Raw genomic sequence first — 23,402 nt, forward strand, 5'->3', positions numbered from 1 at the left:
ATTTGGTTGTCAGTGGTCATTTGTCCCTCGTCCTTTGTATACAAATAACTAATGACAAATGACAAATAACAGATGACAAATAACTAATGACAAACCAAATTAAAATTGCTGTTATCGGAGTTGGGCGTTGGGGAGTACATCTGTTGCGGAATTTCTTAGCACATCCGCAAGTAGATGTAGTTGCTGTAGTAGACCCCCATCCAGAACGATTAGCGGCGATAAAACAGCAGTTTAATTTAGATGAAAATGTAGTATTGACAACCCAATGGGAAGATTTAAAGAAAGTAACAGGGTTGACCGGAGTTGCGATCGCAACTCCGGCTACCACCCACTATGCTTTAATTAAAGACGCTCTCCAACAGGGATATCATGTTTTGGCAGAAAAACCGCTAACTCTCGACCCCGCAGAATGTCGGGAACTTTGCCAGTTAGCGGAGCAGCATCATTTAATACTGATGGTTGACCATACTTATTTATTTCACCCAGCAGTTGAGCAAGGGCAAACTGTAGTACAGGCGGGTAAATTAGGTGATTTACGCTACGGCTACGCGACACGCACCCATTTAGGGCCTGTCCGCCAAGATGTTGATGCGCTCTGGGACTTAGCTATTCACGATATTGCTATCTTTAACGCTTGGCTGGGTCAGATTCCTGTGAAAGTACAAGCAACGGGTACAGTGTGGCTACAGGGTGCAGGGGAGCAGGGGAGCAGGGGAGCAGAGGGGAAGAAAGATACAAATTCTCCTCTGCCTCAAGGTTTGGCCGATCTAGTATGGCTAACACTGACATATCCAGATGGCTTTCAAGCTTATATTCACTTGTGCTGGCTGAATCCTGATAAGCAGCGACGGCTGGGGATTGTAGGTAGCCTTGGTAGTTTGATTTTTGATGAAATGTCGCGATCTTCACCTCTAACGCTGCTACATGGGGAATTTGAACAGCAGAGCAATCATTTTATTCCGGTAAATCAAAAGCAGGTGGTGCTGGAATTAGAACCAGGGGAACCATTGGGGCGAGTTTGCTCTTATTTTGTTGACTCTATCCTCAACAATACTCCCTCAGAGGTTTCGTCTGGCTGGGTAGGCACACAGTTAGTAGAAATTCTTGCTGCACTAACAGTTTCTCTTGAGCAAGGCGGCCAACCTGTTTTTCTGAACAACTGCTCTCAAGTCTAATTTTCCGTTAAATAAAACTTATCCAAAGTTTCCTCTAATACACCTTTAGAGGTTGTTTGAAAAGTGTTTCGCTGTGACTTTAGGCACTTTTAGATCCCCCTAAATCCCCCTTAAAAAGGGGGACTTTGATTCTGGTTCCCCCCTTTTTTAAGGGCAGGGCCGTTTCATTCCCTAAAAGGCTCTGATTTACAAGCGTTTCAGGCAAAAAAGTCATGTGACTAAAAAATCTGATTGGGCAAGAAAATCGCGATCGCACTGAAATTTACTCGTTGAGGTGGTAGCTTTTCGATTAGCAAATTAAGCAAATTTCTGACTCCTACTCTTGACAAAATCTCTAAGAGATCGAATGAAACAGCCCTGCTTTTTTAAGGGGGGTAGGGGGGATCTAAAACCATTTGATACCGACAAAGGACTTTTCAAACATCCTCTCATATTACAGTCTACGAAGCTCCGAGGTTCATTAACGAAGTTCAAAGGCTCATTCACGAAGCTCAGAGGTTCATTAACGGAGTTCAAATGCTCATTCACGAAGCTCCGAGGTTCATCAACGGAGTTCAAATGCTCATTCACGAAGCTCCGAGGTTCATTAACGGAGTTCAAAGGCTCATTCACGAAGCTCCGAGGTTCATTAAAGGAGTTCAAAGACTCATTCACGAGTATTTATCAAAAATTCATCCGGTTTTTAGCGATTTTTGGGTAAGTCCTGATAAAATCAGCTAACGTATGAGCATGATTATGCACAACCGTATATTTACTACTTTATTTTTAACTCTATTTCTGGCTACCACATCCCAGTTTGTAGTGGCTCAAAACAATATTGAACAGCTATTTAAACAAGGCGACGCTGCCGAATCAATCGGTAATAACTCCCAAGCAGAGACAATTTGGCGGAAAGTTTTACAAGTTGAACCCAATAATGGCAAAGCTTATAACAATTTGGGTAATGCTTTGCGGCGACAGGGGAAACTAGAGGAAGCATTAGCGGCGCACCAGAAAGCCTTACAACTCAATCCTAATGATGCCGAAGCTTACGTTGGTATAGGGAACGTGCTAAATGCTCAAGGTAAATTAGAAGAGGCGATCGCACTTTACCAGAAAGCTCTGCAACTCAACCCTAACTTGGCTACTGCTTACTACAATCTCGGCGTTGCCCTGAATGACCAGAAGAAATTAGATGCAGCAGTTGCCGTCTACGAAAAAGCAATTCAACTCAATCCCAACGATCCTGATGCTTACAACAATCTCGGCAATGCCCTGAGTGACCAGAAGAAATTAGATGCAGCAGTTGCCGCCTTCCAAAAAGCCCTAACATTAGCAGAAGATAATAATTCTGTAACCCCAGCCAGCGCTCATACTATGGCTAATAATGGCTTAGGTTTAGCATTCCAAGAGCAAGGGAAACTAAAAGAAGCCATTGAACAGTTTGACAATGCAGAAGAAATTGACCCCAATTTTGTCTATTCCAGTAACAACAATAGAGAAGCACGGCGCTTATGGACAGAGCAACAGAATAAACTAGCTAGCATAGAAGACGATCGCCAATGGTTGCCTAAAGACGATCCCACTGTACCCGTTAAGCGTTCTGTAGTTCTCATCACTGCGGAGTTTTTTAACAGCGATCGCCAAGGAACAGAGATCGGCACTGGTGTAGTAATTAAACGAGAAGGCGATCGCACATTAATCCTCACTAATCGTCATGTCATTTTTGATGGCAATGAACAAGGTAAAAATATCCAAGTGGAATTTTTCAGTTCACCACCGTCAAATCGCGTGCGAATGCGGCGAGATGCCAAGCTGTTCAAAATGACTACAGACAAAGAACTTGATTTAGCCGTTTTGGAAGTTAGCGGTAAACTGCCAGAAGATATCCAGCCTTTATCTATCTCTTCAACTGCAATTACGCCAAAAATGCCCATTCGGATTATCGGTCATTCTGCCCAAAGAGGTGAAGATAAATCTTGGTCTATGCAATCAGGACAAATCAACTATCAAAATCAGCGATTAGAAATATCTCAAGCTGCACTCAAACCTGGTTATTCTGGCAGTCCTGTAATTAATTCACAAAATCAACTTTTAGGCATCGTCTTTGCCCGCAAAAAAGGTGCAGACCGAGATTTCGCTTATCCCATGTCTGAGATTCAAAAACAACTGCTTACTTGGAGCATTCCTTAAACAAGCCATGAATTATAAAATTATCCTTGCCAGCCTATTGATTCTCAGCATCAGCCATCTTCCTGCTGCTGCTTCTTGCCCAGAAGGAAACCCCCGCACTACTGATTACATCCGCCGAAAACCACCCAACCGTTGCGAAGGTATCAAACTCGAACCCTTAAGCGGCAATAGCTTGAGCTTAATTTCCATTGCTACCCGGAACCTCGCCAGTTTCGGCAACACTCTCACAGTAAAAATTCCCCAAATAAATGGTGGAAAAAACCCCCAAATAATAGTGAAATCATTAGGCGATAATTATCACTATCAGATGGATGACTTGTTATTGTCTAAGAATGGTTCAGGTTTCAGCTTTAGCTGGGATACTTACGTTCTCAGAGAAGCCAAAATCCCAGCAAATAAACTCCGGGCTGTGGCATCCTATAGTCTTGGTTCCCAACCTGTGTATGTTCCAGTCATCCTGGGGCAAACTTCTGGTAAGTATGAATTTGTCTTTTATTCTGAGGATAGAGTCCGATTTACCACCTTTGAAATCCTTCCCCAAGGTGAAAAAGCAATTTATAGCACTTCCCGCCCTAACCCGAAAAAGGGTGAAACTGTTTTTACCTGGGATGGTAATGTCCCAGCAGGGCGCTATGAACTGCGCTACGTTGCTAATATTGAGCGAAGAAATGAACCTAGCGATCGCATCGAAAGGCGAATAGTATTTGAACATAACCCAAATTGGTTGAACAATCAAAGTTATAGTAGAAGGCTATGAATTACCAGATTCTAATTTACAAAAACAACTAGATAATCAAACACCTCTAGAATTTATTTTAAATCCAGATAATCAAGAATTTAACTTAGAATTTCCACAAAACACCAATATTTATATTACCTTAGCCAAACCTGCCAAATTTGAATCAGAGCAATGGTTTCGGGGCAAGATAGAAACCAAAAATGTTCAGTTTGTAGATGTAGATAGAAATGGCAGCGATCTCAGAGATGATTTAGATGTTTCTACTATTGTAGAAGGTAAAATTCGCATGGTAGGGCAGGAGCAAGAAATTAAAAAAAATCAATTTCTCATGGGAGAAAATCCTGATATTCCTTTAAATATTGAACTAATACGCCATCTGCAAATTGTTCCCAAAAAGGGCATAGAAGCACGGTTTTCTGGTAAAACTAAACAGATTCAAATTGGTCTAGATCAGGATTTCCCTGTTTCCAGAATCCAGGGTAGCTGGTTAGATGGTGTTTTACCTCGTGATGCAATTATTGCGCTGTTCTCTTTTGGGGCTGCTACAATTCCTAATCTTGTGTCTTGGCTATTTAGTAACACTTCTAAATCTGCGTCAAAACCATAGCCGTTAGGATTGAGGATTCCAATTTATTTTTTTGAATTTTGAATTAAAGTCTAGTAAAAATTATCTTTCAGAAGCCCCATTTGCATAAACTTCTGTTTTTGGAATACTTACCAAGATAGTTTGCTGCGGCGAAAAGCTAATCTCGTAAGTCTCGTTCCCAAGTAACACCTGGAATTTCATCGACTTCTCTTTGTCTACAACTGCTTTTACAGATTTGTTGCTCCCCACAGAGGGGCTTTCCACAGACTGCTGTAGGCTAGAGTATTGGCTTGCTTTTGCCCCCTTATTCTCAGAGGACAATCCGACATTCGCGACATTTTCTTTTTTGTTGTCAACAGGCAACAGCGAGACATCAATCAAGGGTAGGGTAATCTTCAGTGTCGTGCCTTGATGCAGTCCTGTACTCTCAAGAGTAATGCTGCCTCCCATAAGTTCGATTAAGTTTCGTGAAATTGCGAGTCCTAGTCCAGTCCCTTCAAACTGGCGCGCAGTTGTGCCATTCACCATCACAAAGGGGCGAAATAGTTTGTGCTGTTGATTTGGATCAATGCCTATACCTGTATCTTTAACTATTACCACTACTTGAGATTTACCATTACTAGATTGAATTTCTGTAGCAATGGTGATGCTTCCTGTGTCGGTGAACTTAGTAGCGTTGCCGATAACATTAATCAGCACTTGCTTTAGTTTTGCCGCGTCTGCCTTAATTGGTATCGGTTGAGGATCTAACTCGCATTTCAATTGCAAGCCCTTTTGTTGAACATTAACTGATTGTAAATTAATTACCTCTAGCAATATTTGTCGGAGATCGAGAGGTGTGATAACTACAGAAAGCTTACCCGCTTCGATTTTGGAAATGTCGAGTAAATCATTAATAATATTTAGCAAATGAATCGTTGTTTCATTGGCACGTTTGAGGAATTCCATTTCTTCTTCACGGCTATCACATAAGCCATCTTCAACCACGCGAATGCAGTTAATAATAGTATGTAATGGGTTTCTCAACTCATGGGAAGTCGTAGCCAAAAACTGGCTTTTAATCTGGTTAGCGTTTTTTGCTTCTTTCCAAGCTATTTCTAGTTCTTCTGCCCCAGCTTTGAGCCGTTCTACCATTTGGTCTAATGCTTGGGCTAGTTGATTGAATTCCCGAATTTGGAAATTGTGTGGAACTGGTTGTGCGGCGTGGTGAGAGTGAATATTGAGAGCGTAGTCTCGCAATTCTTCTACAGGACGTGCCAAGTAAGGAGCTAGATATAGGGATGCTAACAAACTTGCACCTATCAAACCAACTGTCAAAACAATAAGAATTAGTTTAATTTCTTCTAAACCAAAAAGCGCATTATCGACACTAGTAACAGCTAAGACTATCCATTTTTGCTGCTGCTGTTGTGTTAGTGGATTTGCAATAGCTGTATAGCCAGCGACTAATTCATTTCCCTCTTTAAAAGACAGATTTATTGAATCATTTCGTCCTGCAAGGGCATTTTTAATTATGCTTTTGAGTTGGGAAGCATTGGGATGTTGATTAATATTAGTTCCCACCCAGTCTGTGAATGGATGTGCCAAAATTGTGCCATCTTCAGCAATAACTACCATCACGCCTGTAAGCGATCCCGGTGGATTTCTGGTTTGTTGGTACAATGCAGACTGAATACTTAAGCTGTAAACTAAATTTTTTCGGCTATCGGAGACTGGTGCAGATAAAACTAACTGTAATTGATTTTGGGCGTTTCTTTTTCCAGTCATTCCTGCCTTTGGCGGGAAGATGGTTTTGACATCAATTCCATCACTAGGCAAAGGGAACCTCAATTCTCCAATTGCTTGATCCCCACAGCTACTGGCAATTATTTTTTGATTTAGGAGATCCGTTAATTGGATGCAGTCAATATTGGCTGGCAGTTGTTGCTTTAGCTGTGTGAGAATTTCTTGCTCTGGTATCGGCGAACCAGACGGAATCACCGTTGTTTTACTTACACTCAGTAAACTAGCTTTTAAGATTGCGATCGCATCGCCAATTCTCTCCCCTTTACTAATGGCGCTTTCTGTTAAATTTTGACGCGCAGTTCCCAATATGCTAGAACGTGCCTTATTCAAGGCCACAATCTCGCCTATAAGTAAAACTGGAACGAACAGCAGCAATATTCTCGTTACTAAAATTCGACGAAAGGAAGATTGGCGGGAATTAGTCATCAAGTGTCTCACTTTGCATCTGCAAACCACAACAGCAAAGATATGTAATTAGACTGGCTAGATGAGACATTTTATTAAATTATCAGAATTTTATTTTCAATGTTTAAAAATAACAAATTGCTATCATTCAAAAAGAAACGTGGTATACCAAAACTCATATATGCTAGATGTAAAAGTGATTTGTGTTGCATATAAATACAGTGGTAAAATTGTAAATAAATAACTTGCAGGCATGGATTTTTTTTGAGAATCTACATACAAACAAAGAAAATATTCCAACTATCAAATCAATTTAATGTTGCAACATCGTCCTCATACTACAGTTGTTTTAGCAATGAGTGCAGATGGCAAGATAGCAGATTTTAGGCGATCGCCTGCTAGGTTTGGCTCAAGGGTTGATAAAGCACATCTAGAAAAACAAATCGCTGCCTCTGATGCGGTTTTATTCGGTGCTGGTACTCTCCGGGCTTATGGAACGACACTTACTGTATCAGATCCAACTCTAGTGCGACTTCGGGCACAAGAAGGGAAGCCTCCGCAGCCAGTTCATATAGTGACTACACACTCTGGAAACCTCAATCCGGAAATTAACTTTTTTAAGCAACCAGTTAGACGCTGGCTACTCACGACAGCACTGGGAAAACTTTCATGGAAAGGACGTTGTTTACAGACGCTTCCTTCAACTCTGGGAACCGGAACACAAGAGTGCCCTCCAGAATTTGAGCAGATTCTGGTTTTTGAAACACCAACGCGAGAAATTGACATTCCCGCAGCTTTGAAGCATCTAGCCAATATAGATATAACACGGTTGGTGGTCTTGGGTGGAGGTGAATTAGTCGCCTCTCTGCTGGGCTTAGATTTAATTGATGAATTATGGCTAACTGTCTGTCCCCTAATTTTAGGTGGTAGTACTGCCCCCACACCTGTAGAAGGGAAAGGTTTTTTACCCGATTTAGCTCCCAAGTTGCAACTTTTAGAAGTTCATACTGTTGAGCAAGAAGTGTTTTTGCACTATCGCCTGCAACAACCAGCAGATTAGATTACGCTAAGTTAAGTTATTGGAATATTGGGAATTGGGAATTGGGCATAAGTTATTCTCCTTGCCTCCCCTGCTCCCTGCCCCCTGCCTCTTACTCATCCCTACTCCCCTAAGATGGTAGAACAACTTAAGCCTCGCTATTCTGTCATTTGGACGAACAAAATCGCTGAAGTACCCCAAAATGCCTGGAATGCTTTAGCAATGCCACTCAAAACGCCATTTTTAGAATGGGAGTGGCTAAATAATCTCGAAACCTCCCAAAGTGCTACGGCTAAAACTGGTTGGTTGCCAAATCACTTAACATTGTGGCGAGATAGAACGCTGATTGCGGCTGCGCCACTTTATCTCAAAGGACATAGTTCTGGTGAATTTGTATTCGATCACCAATGGGCAGAGTTAGCCGATCGCATCGGAGTTCAATATTACCCAAAATTGCTGGGTATGACACCATTTACCCCAGCTGAAGGTTATCGCTTTTTAATCGCCCCAGGAGAAGATGAAGACGAAATCACCGCAATGATGGTGCATGAAATTGACACTTTCTGCTCCAAAAATCGGATTTCTGGATGTCATTTTCTCTACGTTGATCCCCAATGGCGGCCGATGCTGGAACGGCATGGCTTTACAACTTGGTTGCACCACAGTTACGTCTGGGAAAATGCTGGCTTTAAAACTTTTGATGACTACTTGAAAGTGTTTAACGCCAATCAACGCCGGAATATCAAGCGGGAACGTAAAACTGTCGAGAAAGCTGGTTTAAGATTGCAACCTCTGAGTGGTGATGAAATTCCCTACTCTTTATTTCCTTCGATGTACCAGTTTTATGCTGACACCTGTGATAAATTTGGCTGGTGGGGTAGCAAGTATCTCACACAGCGGTTTTTTGAGCAGCTACACAATGATTATCGCCATCGAGTCTTGTTTGTCGCTGCATATAGCGAAGAAGATAATTCTCATCCTTTAGGAATGTCCTTTTGTTTGTTTAAAGGTGACAAACTCTATGGACGCTATTGGGGGAGTTTTCAAGAAATAGATTGCTTACATTTTGATGCTTGCTATTATGCGCCCATTGAGTGGGCGATCGCTAACGGCATCCAAATTTTTGATCCTGGCGCAGGTGGCCGCCACAAAAAACGGCGTGGTTTCCCTGCTATGCCCAATCACAGTCTGCACCGCTTTTACAACAATCGTTTAGGACAAATTATCCGTCCCTATATTAAGGAAGTAAATCAACTCGAACAGCAGGAGATTGAGGCGATTAATGCAGAGTTGCCATTTAGTAACCGAGATTCTTAAAAGTTTGCCAAGGCAGAGGGTGAACGACGAATTACACTTAATATATAGTGTAAAAACCCTGAAAAAAGAAAATTTCTTTTGCTAGTGCTTATGGATTTAATACTTGAAGATTTAGCCGCAATTGATGATAAACTTTCCCAGCGTCATATCGATCTCGATCCCGGTGGATATTTTATTATTTACTTGGATCGAGACGCAGGGTTAATTTATGCCAAGCATTTCACAAACGTAATTGACGATCGCGGTTTAGCTATCGATCCCGAAACGGGGAAGGTAATTCCGGCACGAGGAAAGGTAGAACGAACTTACACAACGGTTTTTAGTGCGAGGACGGCGAAAGAACTTTGCGTGAAGATTTTTGAAGAAACTCAGCCCCCGCCTATAACTCAATTAAATCATGCGGCTTATTTAGGTCGAGAATTTGTTCGGGCTGAGGTGGCTTTAGTAAAAGGGCAAGAGTATGTTCAGGATTAAGCCAATTTTAGATTTTTAATTTTGGATTGAAGGAAAAATCTAAAATCTAAAATCTAAAATTGAATGATTCCTGATTATCCGATTACCCATCAGATGACGGCTGATTTATCTGATAAATGTAGTAAGTCGCCATTGGGATGACGGTGGCGGCAATTAACAATCCGACTACCCAAGCAGTAGCATTACCTTGGTTGGTTTCTTCTGCTTTCTTGTAGGTGCCTTCTACCTGTACATTGTCAGTAACTTGGGGTGGCCCCGGATCGGCTTTACCGGAGAGGACGGCAACAAGGCGATCGCTAGCATCTAGAAATGCCTGATTGTATTTGTTACCATTGCGTAACGGCACACTTACTGTCTCAGTAGCTACACTCTCGGCAATAGCGTCAGTGAGTAAAGGTTTAACTTCATCTCCAGTAAGAATGGAAGTACCATTGGTAACTGTGTCAATAACCAATAAAGTTTGATTAGCTTGGGCTTCTTTTGTCGGAAACCATTTTTCAAACAACTCTTTGGTAAAGCTTTCTGGTGTTTCACCGTAGTCAAGGCGGCGAACAGTTACAATTCTGACTTCTTTATTTGTTTGTTTTGCCAAATCCTCGAAAGCACTGCTAATCTTACCTTCATTCAGACGGCTGATAACCTCACCTTGATCCAAAACCCAGGTGTCATTGCCTGCTGTGAGGCTGGGTAATTGATACACACCTGTGGCTAAAGCAGGTGCAGCAAACAGCGAGGCTGTTAAAATAACCGTCACCAATGTTAAAACCAGCCGGATGAGGTGTTTTTGACTACTAAATATTTGTTTGAGGAGCTGTTTCATCGTGTGATCCCTAAGACAGACTTGCACCAAAAATACTACAGAACTAGTGCAAAAATCACCTCGTTCGCGGTTTTCTCCGGGATCAAGTTTTTGCTACTACCAGCAGATATGTATTTTACGGGATTTTTTGATTGCACAAACTTTTGATGAGCGCGGTTGCAAGCATAAAATTTACAAGAAATACCGCCCATTTTGAGAATTAACCCAAATGCTTAGGGCGGAATTTGCAAACCATCTAGAGATGATATCGTATAATTAATATTTTTGGCAGAAAAAAGTATAAGTTTTCATATATACAAGTTGCTTGTCCTGCTATACCCTTTTATGGGTTATATGTGCAATTTTTCTGGTATTTTGGCTAAATCTAAAATAATATATACATGACCATAATTTTAACTAACGATGATGGCATTGATGCCCCCGGTATAAAAGCTCTAATCAAAGCTGTAAATGGCAAAAATGTTATTATCGCGGCTCCTGCCGATCATCAGTCTGGGTGTGGACATCAAGTTACTACCACTCGTGCCATCAACCTCCAGCGACGTTCTGAGACTGAATATGCGATCGCAGGCACTCCCGCCGATTGTGTGAGAATTGCGATAACACAAATTAACGCAGATGTCAAGTTTGTGCTTTCAGGTATCAACGCTGGGGGCAACTTGGGAGTCGATGTCTACATTTCTGGCACAGTGGCTGCTGTGCGGGAAGCCGCAATGCACGGTATTCCCGGAATTGCTATTTCCCACTATCGCAAAGCCAAGCAGAATTTTGATTGGGATCTGGCTGCCAAATTGACAGCTGAAGTTTTAGCGGACTTACTCAAGCGTCCCCTAGAACCGGGAAGCTTTTGGAATGTGAACTTGCCGAATCTGCTACCAGGAGAACCACATCCTGAGATAGTGTTTTGCCAAGCCTGTAGCAGACCTTTGCCGGTCAACTATCGAATTGAAGGCGATGATTTTTATTATGTAGGAGAATATGGCAAACGCGATCGCACCCCTGGTAGTGATGTGGACGTATGTTTTTCCGGCAATATTGCGGTAACTCAGTTAAGGGTTTGAAACCGTAAAACGAAAAAATCTTTACCCACTTCCTTAAGTTCCCCTTTTCTCTTGCCGTTCTTTGAGCTTTAGCATAATTTCTGCGTGCATCTCGCGGGTAATTGGGTAAAAATACGTTAAAACTAAACCAAAAATCAAACAAACTGTAGGTATGGGGCCAACGGCAACACGAATAGCAAACAGTGCTGATTCCGGTTGGATGGGTAGCGGACTTCCGGCTACAGATTCTTTGAAACCCGATACTTGCAAAGCATTTCCTACCAAAAATAGCCCCAAAGCTAAACCAAATTTTTGTAGCAAAACCATGAAGCCATAAAAAATGCCTTCTCTGCGCTGTCCGGTTTGCAGTTCATCTAATTCAATCACATCTGGAATCATTGACCAGGGAATTAGATAAGCTGTGGATACACCAATACCTGCCATCACAGCCATCACATACATCAAAACTATTTGACCAGGCTGTAAGAAAAATAGTCCGGCCGCTGCTATGATCCACAAACTCATTCCCAGAAAATAAACAACTTTTTTGCCGATTTTTTTACTCAACGCTCCCCAGACAAATAGCATCAATAGAGCAGTTCCTTGCACTGCAATCATGACTGTGGGCACATCTGATTCTTTGAGTCCCATACAATTGACTACAAAATAGGGAATAATGCTGGCTGTTACCTGCACACCTAGCCAAGAACAAAGATATATACCAATAACAAATAAAAAAGGTCGGTTACTAAAGACAATTTTTAGCTGTTCAAAGAAAGGGAGAGATTCAGGTTCCTCGGTTTGGATGCGTTTGGCCTCAAAAGCCAAGATGCGATCGCGGACTCCAAAAACGCACCAATATAATCCTAAAATCGAAATTACAGTAGAAACTGCTGCTAAAACGAGATATTGTTGTTGGCGATCGCTAATTTGAGAAAAAATAATTTGCGTTAAAATCAACGACAGAATGCTGCCACCAATCGAGAATGTAAAGCGATAGCTGTTAAGGCTGGTGCGTTCGTCGTAATCTTGAGTTAATTCTGGAGTCATTGCCGTATAAGGCAAATTTACAACCGTGTAAAACGCTTGAGATATCACCCCAATCGCTACGTAATACCAGAACAGCGGCCAAATATTCTCACTCTGATTTGCACTAAATCGCGGTACAATCCACTGCAAGAAGAAGAAAATCCCAAAGGGAATAGCCCCATAAAACATCCAAGGAAGACGACGACCCCAACGACGAGATTTCGTTTTATCAGTCAGAAACCCGACAACCGGATCATTTATCCCATCCCAGATTTTGCCAATCATCAAAATACTGCCAGCTAAACCCGCAGGGATACCAGCGACATTCGTGAAGAAAACCAGCAGAAAAAATACAGATATATTTGCAGTGATTGCCGGGCCTAAATCTCCTGCACCGTAAGCCAGTTTTGTTTTTAAGTCGAGTTTTTCACTGAGAGGATCTCGTTGGGCATCGCCATCAGCAGCATAATCTTTCATAATAACTTGCGCTCATACTAAAATAAAAAGTTTGCAGTTTGCGTAGCCCGTCGTCGTTGACATCGCCTTCAATAGTAGCCATCTACCAATCCCGTTAGACTTATGCCAGACCTTTATGTTTCTTGGTCAGATTATCACCAAAAAATTGAACAACTGGCTATCCAGATTTATCAATCCAGTTGGGAATTTAACCAGATTATCTGTCTTGCCAGAGGAGGATTAAGAGTTGGAGATATTCTCTCCCGGATATATCAGCAACCTCTGGCAATCTTAGCAACCTCATCTTACAGTGGCGCTGGTAAGCAAGAAAGAAGTAATTTAATTTTCTCCCGCCACTTGACAATGACTGCCGAAAAGTTAGGTTCGCGCATTCTCCTAGTAGATGACTTAGTAGACTCTGGCATCACACTGCAACAGACTATACCTTGGCTCAAGCAAAATATTGATTCCCCAATTGAGGAAATTCGCACTGCCGTACTTTGGTATAAAGCCTGTTCAGTTATAGCACCCGATTATTATGTCGATTACTTGGCTGACAACCCCTGGATTCATCAACCCTTTGAACACTACGAGCAGATGAACCCAGCTGAACTTGCGGCTAAAGCAAGTCAACTGTGTTAAAAAATACATAGACTCATATTCACCAGCTTCTAGCTGCTCTTTACTTCTGCTCAAGTACACATTGCAACCTCTAAACAGTCTATATTCTGTTTTAGGAGCATTGTTTATCTCTTGTTCTTCAGGCGTGAATAGATAACGTCTTGAATGTCAGGTATTGAGGAAAGGGATAGCTTTCTGCTCATGGTCATGGAACGGAGCTTTCTGATCTAAATTTTTTGTGATTTCTATCTATGGAAGAAACAGTCCACGACAACTTTTTCAAGAACTTTACTGTAGTCACAGCAACAATATCTGCCGCAGATTATCTTCCTGAAACATCAGGTATTTATGCCTTGTATCATGCATTTGATTTTTTAGAAAATAAATTATCTGATCATATAGATACTCGTATGAAAAATACGGTATTTAAAACAAAGTTTTCTGAGAAAGATAATAGAAGCAAGTTCATTGTGGATACTTGTGGAGAGTCAGTTGGTTTGTCTCAACAAATGAATCAATTTATCAAAGCTGTTTCTCAGCCTAAAGAACGAAGAATATTAAAAAATCTTTTAATTTCATGTAGCATTCTCCAACGCCCAGATTACATTGGTACTGCAAGCAACTTAAGAGATAGATTCATTCAGCATTTGGAGCGAGATGATGGGTTTTTCTCAAAGTACGCAAACTTAAGACTCAATGATGAATTCTTATTCATTTGTTTTCCTTGCCCAAAAAATATTTCTAGAGAATTGGAAAGCCTGTTAATTCAACTATGTCAGCCTAAATTTAATACACAGAGGAGTTAGAAAATGGAATTAGATAATCAGTCTCCAGAGACGATTGAATATAAAGCAATCAGTGGTAAGTTTGGTGATGTTAGGTACTTTATAACAACACTTGATCAAAGTGATGCAGTTGAAAATATTAGATTTGCTGATGAAATTCAAGGCAGTTGGAGTTTCTCTGAACGAGTTCAGAGGAAACTAGATGAAAACAGAGCGAATACAGAAATATTTTCTTACTTAGCACAGGGTGGAATTCGCTTTTTTAATTCAATTGTCGTCGTACTTTTACCCAACTCGAATGACCAAAGAGAGTTTTGGGACTTCTCTACAGTTAGTAGCGACGGAAAACCTATTGAAAAATGGGTTAATTTAAAATTATATAAAAATGTAGCTAGAATTGTAATTGATGGTCAACATAGACTTCTTTCACTAAGGAGATATTGGAATGCTCATACTGGAAAAGAGCCTTTAAATCCTCAACAAATAAATGAAAATTTCAATTGCTCAGAAACCTTTGATATACCAGTCGTTTATCTAGTATTTCGCGATCTTGGCAAGGTTGGTCATGCAGACTCAAGCGAAACTGTAAGAGATGAGATAATTAAAGCAACTCGCAATATCTTTACAGTTATAAACAAGACGGCTAAATCAATCGATAAACAAACTCAACTATTGCTTGATGACAGTAAAATATCAGCATTGATTCCTAGAAAGCTTTTAGAGGAAGGAGTACTTGAAGATAGATTCGTTAAATGGTCTTCCAAGTCAAGGAATTTGACTCAATCAGAACCTTACCTAACGACTCTAGATTTGGTTAGCCAATGTACTATTGAACTATTGAAAGATTATCAGAAGCAAGCTTTAAAGAAATCATTTAATTCATTAACAGAACGTGATACAGCTTTAGCAAACTATTATGAGTCTCATCCTAAACTTCCTATAATAGGCACAAAAGCATTGCTTAAGTGGTTTTTTACTGAACTTCAACCATTCAAGGATTGGGTATCACAGCTTAACTACGTAGGTATTAATATCCCTATTCAACCTGAACAATCTCGATTAAGCGCAGTTCAAAAAACAAGTATAAAAGAATTACGAGATTCTAATATTCTGTATACTATACTAGGACAAAAAATTCTATTTTCTGCTGTTTCAAGGTTCCTCCTTAAGATAAGGATAGAGTACCGTATTCCAGCGATTCTTGATGCCGTATCGCTTAGTATTACTAAAATGGATAAAGATGGCTTTTTCTGCCGAAATGCACCCCATTGGTTTAATGTTCTAGTGCGGCCAAATGAAAAACTAACCATGATTACTACAGGAACTGGAACTGAGAAATGTATAGAACTTGTCAAAATGATATTGTTGGATTCGTCTGATGGCGTAAGAGATTTGATAAAACGTACTAAAGATGATGTCAGTAACGAGATCAACTGGAATGAAGCTTCGATTTCAACTTGGAGAAGAGAGTTTCATGTAATATTACCTGAAGTTGATTTTATTGATGAGCAGATAAAAGAATCTTCTGAATCAGATGACTCCTTTGCTGAAGTTAGAGATTTGCTTGACTCTTCAGAGGAGGATGAAGAGGAATCTGATGAAATTGAAGATGATGAGGATATTTTTAAAGAAACTGAGGAAGTAAAAGACTAAATGTATTGACCTGCAACACTAATAGCTAAAATTAGTTAAGTTTTTGATATCTCCCCAAACTTAGGACTCCACCACCCTTTTGGCGTACTGAAATAAGCTACATCTTTATGTTTCGTATCTTTACGGGATTGTGCGTTAGAACATCGCAACATTGTCTTACTCTGCCCCTCCTTGATATAACTGTACTCCTCTAGAGGTTTCTTACATACCGGGCAGGGATATGCTGTCATCTTGACGGGAGGCTTTTGTTGATTTTCAGCTTGGACTGTTTTGGCTTGTGGTGGCTGCCAAGTTTTGTTAAAGTCGCTCCAAAATAGCACGACATTTTCACAGCCTTTTGTGCATTTGAGGAAATATTTCTTTTTAACTTTAGTACTCGGAATTTTGGCGAGAAAATTTTTGCACTCAGGGCATCGCGTTTTGGAAGTTTCATATTTGCGTTGGCGTAGCCCGTCGTAGACATCGCTTATCACATTAGCTTTACCTTTTGGGGAACTCGCAACAACAGTTTTAGCTTTGGAAAGCGCTGGTACAAAATAATTCTGATTCCAACTAGTTAAATAATGCTGCCAAGAGTTTTTTCCTTCGGAAATTGCATCAAGGGCATCCTCCATTTTCGCTGTGAATTCCGCCTCTAGTAAATCCGGCAGTGCTTTGAGCAAAAACGCATCAACTTCTAACCCTAACGCTGTCGGTTGCAGATGGTCTTTTTTCAACTCGACATAATTTCGTTTTTTTAAAGTAGCAACAGTAGGAGCATAAGTACTTGGGCGACCAATTCCTTTACGTTCCATCAGTTGTACTAATTTGGGTTCACTATAACGCGGTGGTGGCTGAGTCTGCTTCTTTTCATGTCCAGCATTCTCTAGTTTCAATGCTTGTCCCTGTTGTAATGAAGGTAAAATACTATCCTTGCTGAGATTGTTCCAGTACCGGGCATAACCGTAAAATTCAATCACTTGCCCTCTGGCTGACCACAGTAAAGAACCAGACTGAGTAATCACAAGAGTTTTACGCAATTGGGCAGCCCGACACTGAGAAGCAATTGACCGTTTCCAAATCATTACATACAAATTAAACTCATCATCAGGGAGTTCTAAACGCAACTGAACTGAGGGACGAAACACATCCGTTGGACGAATCGCCTCATGTGCTTCTTGAGCCGATTTGCTACTACGATGCTTGGCGACTTGCGACGGTACATTCGGCGGATCATTTTGCTCTAACCATTTACGAGCGCTGGCACAAAATTCTGGACTCAGCATTACTGAGTCTGTTCGCATATATGTGATTAACCCAGCCTCATAAAGCTTTTGGGCCACAATCATAGTTTTGTCGGGAGCAAACCTCAGCTTTGAACCGGCTGCTTGCTGAAGGCTGGAAGTTGTAAATGGTGGCGGTGGCTGACGGTTAACGATTTTTCCTTCAAAATGAATCACCTGATGAGGATGTCGCTGTGCTTCTTCAACTAAACGTGTTGCTTCTGCTTCGGAAAGAACGCGCTTAGACTCAGGTGTTTCTGGACTATTACCAACCTTTGCATCATCATTAGTTTCAGTTTCTTGGTCTGCTGCATCTTTTGCAGAATCGACCGTCCCTTTGTAAAAAGCCCGAAATCCTTCAGCATAATCTACCCAGACACTCCAGTAATCTTGGGGGACAAAAGCCAGAATTTCGTTTTCTCGCTGACAAATCAAATGCAACGTCGCGCTTTGGACTCTGCCAACACTCTTAGCGCCGTTATTCAATGCCCAAACTAAAGGGCTACCTTTGTAACCTACAAGCTTATCTAGGCAATCTCGGCACAACCCAGCACCGATTAAATTTTGGTCTAGCTTTCTAGGATTAGCGATCGCACTCTGTACCGCCGATGCTGTAATCTCAGTATAAATTACTCGTTTCGGTTCCCTTAAACCCAGCGTTTCTTTGAGATGCCAAGCAATTGTCTCGCCTTCCCGGTCTGGGTCAGTTGCTAAGACAACTTCATCAACCTGCTTCACCGCAGACTTGAGCTTCTGGATTGTTTCTTTCGCTCGTTGGTCACGCGGAACGTAATTGCACCTTACATTACTGCCGTCCATGACGAAGCCCAAGGAATCGTCCCCTTCATTGCTGAGTTCTCGGATGTGGCCACAACTGGCTAAAACTTTCCAATCCGAACCCAGAATTTGACTGAGTTTTTTGACTTTTCCGGGAGACTCGACCACAAGCAGGCGTTTGATCATAGCAACTGCGTTCTAGATTTTGAGCAATAGACTGGCAATTGCAATTAGCGATCGCCTATCTTTGTCATCTGGATTTTCTAGAATACTGTACCAAAAAGCTTTGGAAATTGCTCAACTCAGTTTAGAAGTAAATCATCTCAACACTATCCATTTATACCTTTGTATAACTGTTGCTTCTGTCACCTGACGATAATGAACTAATGTGAATTGCGATCGCAATCCTTTTGGGCATCTCTGCATCTGTAATTTTGGTAAGCGATCGCGATTATTGCACAGATATGATCTATTACCAGGCGTAGGCTAGCAAGAACCGCAGGTATCGCAGCGCTCAAAAATAAAAAGATGTATTTTATCAATCTTTCAAGCATCTTGAGGTTTCCTACTTTGAAAGCTTCGGCTCAAACTTCTTTGTGACTGCTGTCTGCAAAATCTTGACTATAAACTCTGAAAATGTGAAGAACACACTAAGAGGATTTTTTAGCACATAAGTAGGTCGGCAGAAAAATTTACAAGTATGTAACAACAAATTAATCATGTTTCAGGCATTCTTCCAAAAAAACTATGTTTGACTCCTTGCATTTTGGTCTTCTTCCTCGAAGAAAGTTTATACCAAAGTCTTTGTAGACCAAGCTTTTCCCATTTATCAAAACAGAATTTAGAATTCAGGATGAATCCTGAATTCTGTATGATTGGCGGATAACACAGCGTCTCGTAGAGATCATCTTGATTATGACCAGAGTAACGGAAACGTCTTTGTTAGCGTAGCAGGGCGTAGCCCATTCTGATTCCTTCTTCAAACCGATTGCGATTTATTTATCTTTACATAGTTTACTTTTTTCACGACTATTTACTTACATATTTCTCCTACAATGTAAAGAGTATGCAAAGATACTTTTTGAAGTATAGACATACAAGCAAACTTCAGTATTTAGTTAGTATCAGGTTATTTAAATGTTCTCTCTTTTTAAGCTAGACACCCACAGTCAATAGCCCACAACGAGGGGATAAAAATAACCTTCTGTATCAAGAGTTAACTGTTCCCTATTTTCAAGACACTAGGATTTACGCATTGACAAAAAAATTAAAGTATGAAGTGTGATTTTCAGGCATTTAAGCTTGATTTTGTGATGTTTTTGCAAGAATGCCTAAGTTGGGGCTGCACCTACGGTATTTAATCAAGGATGCTTATAAAAAGCCTGAAATGAACTATTTGAGTTCATGCACAAAGTCATTAATTTGTACAGTGCATGAGATTTTGATATGTAGATAGGTGCTAGTTGCAATCTGCTCAACAGTGTGGATTTTCAAGAAAAATTACTGTCCCTCCAGAGGGAAATCAAAATATGTCGAAAGTATCAACTCTCGGCGGGTTTTTGTGTTCTAAAACAGTACTAATTCAGGGCTGAGAAATTTAAATTTACGGGAATATCGATTAAGAAAGGTAAAAGTTATGACAAATATCATTGGAACTAACAGTAATGATACTCTACTGGGCAGTAATGACGCTGACATAATTAACAGTAAAGTAGGCAACGATACCATTACAGCTCAACAGGGCGATGACACTCTGACTGGTGGTGGCGGCAAGGATAAATTTATTTACAACTTGGGTGATGGGACTGATACTATCACTGATTTTGGTGGCATAGGTAAAGGAACAAACTCGACAGCAGCAGTTATTGCCGAAGTGGATACGATCAAATTCCAGGGTGCTGATTTGACTGCCCAAAATCTGTTGCTTACCCAGAATGGTAACAATCTGGAAATTACCTTTGATGGGGTTGCTAATACCAAAATGATTCTAAAAAACTTCAAATTAGAAAACCTCGATAACCTGAAAGCTTCTGGAAACAGACCAGCTATTGGTAATATCCTGTTTGATGGGCAAACTAGCATCACCGATAGTTTTGATGTCTTTGATGCCAACTCCACTGCAACTAGCGTGTTCAACAAGAACACGGTGACTTTCCTTAATGACCTCGACAACAACGTTACAGGTTTAGATAATTCAAATGATGTCATCAATGGTCAGGGCGGGAATGACCGTATCGACGGCAAGAGTGGCAACGACTTGCTGCGGGGTGGTACGGGAAATGATACTCTCATTGGTGGTATAGGGAACGACACCCTTATTGGTGATGCTGGCAATGATTCCCTCGACGGTGGTGCTGGTAATGACTTGCTACGGGGTGGTGCAGGGAACAATATCCTCAACGGTGGTGCTGGTGACGATAACTTGAATGTTGACTCTTCAGCAGGCAATAATCTCTTGTCTGGTGGCGATGGCAATGATATTCTCTCGGCATTAGGGGACTACGAAGGTAATGTGGTGTCTGGTAATAACACTCTCAAGGGTGGCGCTGGTAACGATACCTTGATTGCTGACGGTTCCGCAGGCGATAACTTACTGGATGGTTCCAATGGCAATGATTATCTCTCTGCCTCTAGTGGCTACTACGACCCTAGAGTGTCTGGCAATAACACCCTCAACGGAGGCATTGGTAACGATACCTTGAGTGCCTTACTTTCAACAGGTAAGAACTTCCTGGATGGTGGTGATAATAACGATTCTCTCTCTGTCAATCTTTCCTCTGGTAATAACATCCTCAACGGTGGTGCTGGTGACGATTACTTGAGTGCTAATATTTCAACAGGCAATAATCTGCTGTCTGGTGGCGATGGCAATGACTCTCTCTTTGCCTCCGATTTTGAGGGCTACAGGTTTGATAACACTACTGGAGATAACACCCTTAACGGTGGTGCTGGTGACGATAATTTGAATGTTAATTATTCACGAGGCAATAATCTGCTGTCTGGTGGAGATGGCAATGATTCTCTCTCCGGTTCTAGCTACGGCCGCGGCTTCGGCGGATCTTTTTATAACACTACTGGAGATAACACCCTTAACGGTGGTGCTGGTGACGATAATTTGAATGTTGATTATTCAACGGGCGATAATCTACTCAATGGAGATAATGGCAATGATTATCTCTCAGCCTCTGGCTACGAATACGACAATTCTGGCGACGAAAAAGGAGTTTATCGCAGGGCATCAGGCAATAACACTCTCAACGGTGGCGCTGGGACGGATAAATTGATTGTTGATTATTCAACAGGCAATAACTTACTCTTGGGAGGTGATGGTAATGACTACATCTCTGCATTTGGCGCATTAGGGAATAATACCCTTAGCGGTGGTAATGGAGATGACACCCTCAAAGGTGGTAATGGAAATGATATCCTGACAGGTGGTTTTGGTAATGATACCCTAACAGGTGGTTTTGGTAATGATACCTTTGTTTTCAATGGCTTTAATCAAGGTATTGATCGTCTTTATGACTTCAACGTAACTAATGACCGGATTCAGGTATCGGCTGCTGATTTTGGTGGCGGGTTATCAATAGGTTCACTTCAGCAAAGTCAGTTTATTGTCGGAACATCTGCAACGACAAGCAATCAACGGTTTATCTATGATTTTTCTACAGGTGGACTGTTCTTTGACCAAGATGGCAGTGCATCTGCCTTTAATCAGGTAAAATTTGCCCAATTATCTGCTGGATTGTCACTAACCAACGACAAAATTGTTGTTGCTTAATGGTGATTGATACTCTTCCATAAATAAACAGCACAGAGAGGAAACTTCCAAAAAAAATGTGCCAAAACTGATGAAAAAACTCTCTCTATTTCTCCTCTCTCTGTGTTCTCTGTGTTGCGCCAGTCGCTACAACGGGGGGAACCCCCGCAACGCGCTGGCTTCTCTGTGTCTCTGTGGTTCCAATTTATTTCTTGGAAGTCCCTAGATTGCGAGGTACTATTTTTAGCACCTCGCATTCGTATTCATAAAGCGTCAAAAATGCCTATTTCAAATAGTTGCCATAGTTACTTAAACGCTCAAGGAGGGTGCTAGTGCTAAAGTTTTCGTCAGATCGCCAAGGAGAACGCGATCGCAGAGGTTAAGCAATTCTATCTCGGTCTGCGTTTGTCGCATCAGCCGCAAAAAATGACCTTCAGTGTCAACACTCAGGGCAATGTAGTTAAGGAACATTTTCAGATAGCCTACACGCGATCGCTCTGGCATAGTTGCTGCTGTGGGGGTCTGCCATAAACGATCGATATAATTGCGTACTTCTACTAAAGGCACGGGTGCGATCGGCTCGAAGCGCAAAGCTTGCCGAATTTGATTAAAAATCCAAGGATTGCCAATCGCCCAGCGCCCTATCATCACACCAGCTGCGCCCGTTTGAGAAAGCACTTCAATAGCAGTTTTTGCAGAGTTGATATTGCCATTGGCAAGTACTGGACAATCGACTCGTCTAACCGCTTCAGCAATCAAATCATATCTCACTGCCCCGTGGTACATATCTTTCACTGTGCGACCATGCAAACTCAATAAATCAATGTTGTGGCGATTGATTATATCTAGAATTTTGTAAAAGTTATCTGTATTTTCAAAGCCTACGCGCATCTTCACAGTCAAAGGGCGATCGTTCACTGCCTGCCGCAATTCTGCTAAAATTCGATCTACTTTTTCTGGTGAGAGCAACAATCCACCCCCAACATTTTTGCGATAGATTCTAGGTGCTGGACAGCCCATATTCAAATCAACTCCAGCGATATTATAGCGACAGAGATCAATTGCTGTTCTTACTAAGTCTGGAATGCTTTCGCCAATCATTTGAGCAAAAACGGGGCGACCCGTATCGTTTTCGGTGATTGCTGCCAGAATGTTACGATTGAGCCGTGAGGTATCATTGACCCGGAAATACTCGGTGAAGAAGTAGTCAGGGCTGCCGTAGTGGGCAATGACCTTCATAAACCAGAGGTTTGTCACATCCTGCATAGGCGCAAGAGCGGTGAGGGGTAGGTATGGATGGAGCGATTGGGGGAGCGATACCTGGGACGACATGAATATGAGAGCGTTTGACAAAGCATCACTCTATCAAAAAATGCTTACTAAAAGTTGTAACCTTCGTCAGTTTTGCTGTGGGTGTAGATGCGATATCTACGACGGGCTACGCCTACGCTGACATTTAATACCCAACGCCTAAAATCCCGTATTTTTATCAGAAAAATGGGTTTAA

19 protein-coding genes are annotated in these 23,402 nt (G+C 41.4%); 13 read left to right on the forward strand and 6 right to left on the reverse strand.

Annotated features, from left to right (window positions below):
* Positions 1-86 precede the first annotated feature (86 nt).
* The 4 genes from FD724_RS01825 to FD724_RS01840 all read left to right on the forward strand — a co-directional run bounded on the left by FD724_RS01825 (position 87) and on the right by FD724_RS01840 (position 4,693).
* Positions 87-1,175: a Gfo/Idh/MocA family protein gene (locus FD724_RS01825; RefSeq protein WP_179071383.1), complete on the forward strand. Its 1,089-nt coding sequence runs from the start codon at positions 87-89 to the stop codon at positions 1,173-1,175.
* 735 nt (positions 1,176-1,910) lie between these two features.
* The gene (locus tag FD724_RS01830; RefSeq protein ID WP_179071384.1) at positions 1,911-3,347 is read left to right on the forward strand and encodes a tetratricopeptide repeat protein; all 1,437 of its coding nucleotides are present in this window, start codon (positions 1,911-1,913) and stop codon (positions 3,345-3,347) included.
* Between the two features lie 7 nt (positions 3,348-3,354).
* A complete protein-coding gene (locus FD724_RS01835) occupies positions 3,355-4,104 on the forward strand; it encodes a hypothetical protein (protein WP_179071385.1) in 750 nt (249 codons plus the stop codon).
* Positions 4,105-4,372: 268 nt separating this feature from the next.
* Positions 4,373-4,693, forward strand: coding sequence for a hypothetical protein (locus FD724_RS01840; protein WP_179071386.1), 321 nt, complete (start codon positions 4,373-4,375; stop codon positions 4,691-4,693).
* A 60-nt stretch (positions 4,694-4,753) separates the two neighbouring features.
* Here the strand turns inward: FD724_RS01840 and FD724_RS01845 are convergent, their stop codons facing one another.
* Positions 4,754-6,883, reverse strand: coding sequence for an ATP-binding protein (locus tag FD724_RS01845; protein WP_179071387.1), 2,130 nt, complete (start codon positions 6,881-6,883; stop codon positions 4,754-4,756).
* A gap of 295 nt (positions 6,884-7,178) precedes the next feature.
* Between FD724_RS01845 and FD724_RS01850 the strand changes: the two genes are divergently transcribed.
* The 3 genes from FD724_RS01850 (at position 7,179) to FD724_RS01860 (ending at position 9,692) form a co-directional block, all read left to right on the forward strand.
* Positions 7,179-7,922 (forward strand): RibD family protein, encoded by a 744-nt coding sequence (locus tag FD724_RS01850; RefSeq protein ID WP_012407982.1) that lies wholly within the window; start codon positions 7,179-7,181, stop codon positions 7,920-7,922.
* A 114-nt stretch (positions 7,923-8,036) separates the two neighbouring features.
* Entirely contained in the window at positions 8,037-9,218 is a 1,182-nt protein-coding gene (locus FD724_RS01855) for a GNAT family N-acetyltransferase (protein WP_179071388.1), read from the forward strand.
* A gap of 90 nt (positions 9,219-9,308) precedes the next feature.
* Positions 9,309-9,692, forward strand: coding sequence for a DUF4346 domain-containing protein (locus FD724_RS01860; RefSeq protein WP_179071389.1), 384 nt, complete (start codon positions 9,309-9,311; stop codon positions 9,690-9,692).
* Between the two features lie 82 nt (positions 9,693-9,774).
* Here FD724_RS01860 and psb32 read toward each other — a convergent pair whose 3' ends face one another.
* Positions 9,775-10,512, reverse strand: a complete 738-nt coding sequence (psb32, locus tag FD724_RS01865) for a photosystem II repair protein Psb32 (protein ID WP_179071390.1) — start codon at positions 10,510-10,512, stop codon at positions 9,775-9,777.
* 380 nt (positions 10,513-10,892) lie between these two features.
* Between psb32 and surE the strand changes: the two genes are divergently transcribed.
* The gene (gene surE / locus FD724_RS01870) at positions 10,893-11,573 is read left to right on the forward strand and encodes a 5'/3'-nucleotidase SurE (protein ID WP_179071391.1); all 681 of its coding nucleotides are present in this window, start codon (positions 10,893-10,895) and stop codon (positions 11,571-11,573) included.
* Between the two features lie 33 nt (positions 11,574-11,606).
* Here surE and FD724_RS01875 read toward each other — a convergent pair whose 3' ends face one another.
* Positions 11,607-13,058, reverse strand: a complete 1,452-nt coding sequence (locus tag FD724_RS01875) for an MFS transporter (RefSeq protein ID WP_179071392.1) — start codon at positions 13,056-13,058, stop codon at positions 11,607-11,609.
* A gap of 102 nt (positions 13,059-13,160) precedes the next feature.
* On the opposite strand from FD724_RS01875, the gene FD724_RS01880 reads away from it, so the two are divergent.
* The 3 genes from FD724_RS01880 (at position 13,161) to FD724_RS01890 (ending at position 16,096) form a co-directional block, all read left to right on the forward strand.
* Positions 13,161-13,679 carry a phosphoribosyltransferase gene (locus FD724_RS01880; protein ID WP_179071393.1) on the forward strand — a complete coding sequence of 173 codons (519 nt, stop codon included), beginning with the start codon at positions 13,161-13,163 and terminating at the stop codon, positions 13,677-13,679.
* 230 nt (positions 13,680-13,909) lie between these two features.
* The gene (locus tag FD724_RS01885; protein WP_179071394.1) at positions 13,910-14,464 is read left to right on the forward strand and encodes a GIY-YIG nuclease family protein; all 555 of its coding nucleotides are present in this window, start codon (positions 13,910-13,912) and stop codon (positions 14,462-14,464) included.
* 3 nt (positions 14,465-14,467) lie between these two features.
* Complete coding sequence (locus FD724_RS01890) at positions 14,468-16,096, forward strand: DNA sulfur modification protein DndB (RefSeq protein WP_179071395.1); 1,629 nt, start codon at positions 14,468-14,470, stop codon at positions 16,094-16,096.
* Positions 16,097-16,131: 35 nt separating this feature from the next.
* On the opposite strand, the gene topA is transcribed toward FD724_RS01890, so the two are convergent.
* On the reverse strand, positions 16,132-18,321 hold the full coding sequence (gene topA / locus FD724_RS01895; protein WP_179071396.1) for a type I DNA topoisomerase: 2,190 nt from the start codon (positions 18,319-18,321) through the stop codon (positions 16,132-16,134).
* 19 nt (positions 18,322-18,340) lie between these two features.
* Between topA and FD724_RS01900 the strand changes: the two genes are divergently transcribed.
* Positions 18,341-18,508 carry a hypothetical protein gene (locus FD724_RS01900; RefSeq protein ID WP_159402600.1) on the forward strand — a complete coding sequence of 56 codons (168 nt, stop codon included), beginning with the start codon at positions 18,341-18,343 and terminating at the stop codon, positions 18,506-18,508.
* A gap of 10 nt (positions 18,509-18,518) precedes the next feature.
* Here FD724_RS01900 and FD724_RS40265 read toward each other — a convergent pair whose 3' ends face one another.
* The gene (locus FD724_RS40265) at positions 18,519-18,689 is read right to left on the reverse strand and encodes a hypothetical protein (protein ID WP_218651494.1); all 171 of its coding nucleotides are present in this window, start codon (positions 18,687-18,689) and stop codon (positions 18,519-18,521) included.
* 1,082 nt (positions 18,690-19,771) lie between these two features.
* Here FD724_RS40265 and FD724_RS01905 point away from each other — a divergent pair.
* Positions 19,772-21,916, forward strand: coding sequence for a calcium-binding protein (locus tag FD724_RS01905; RefSeq protein ID WP_179071397.1), 2,145 nt, complete (start codon positions 19,772-19,774; stop codon positions 21,914-21,916).
* Between the two features lie 288 nt (positions 21,917-22,204).
* Here FD724_RS01905 and FD724_RS01910 read toward each other — a convergent pair whose 3' ends face one another.
* Complete coding sequence (locus FD724_RS01910) at positions 22,205-23,227, reverse strand: tRNA-dihydrouridine synthase family protein (RefSeq protein ID WP_179071398.1); 1,023 nt, start codon at positions 23,225-23,227, stop codon at positions 22,205-22,207.
* Positions 23,228-23,402: the final 175 nt, after the last annotated feature.

The sequence above is a fragment of the Nostoc sp. C057 genome, from assembly GCF_013393925.1.
Lineage (GTDB): Bacteria > Cyanobacteriota > Cyanobacteriia > Cyanobacteriales > Nostocaceae > Nostoc > Nostoc muscorum_A.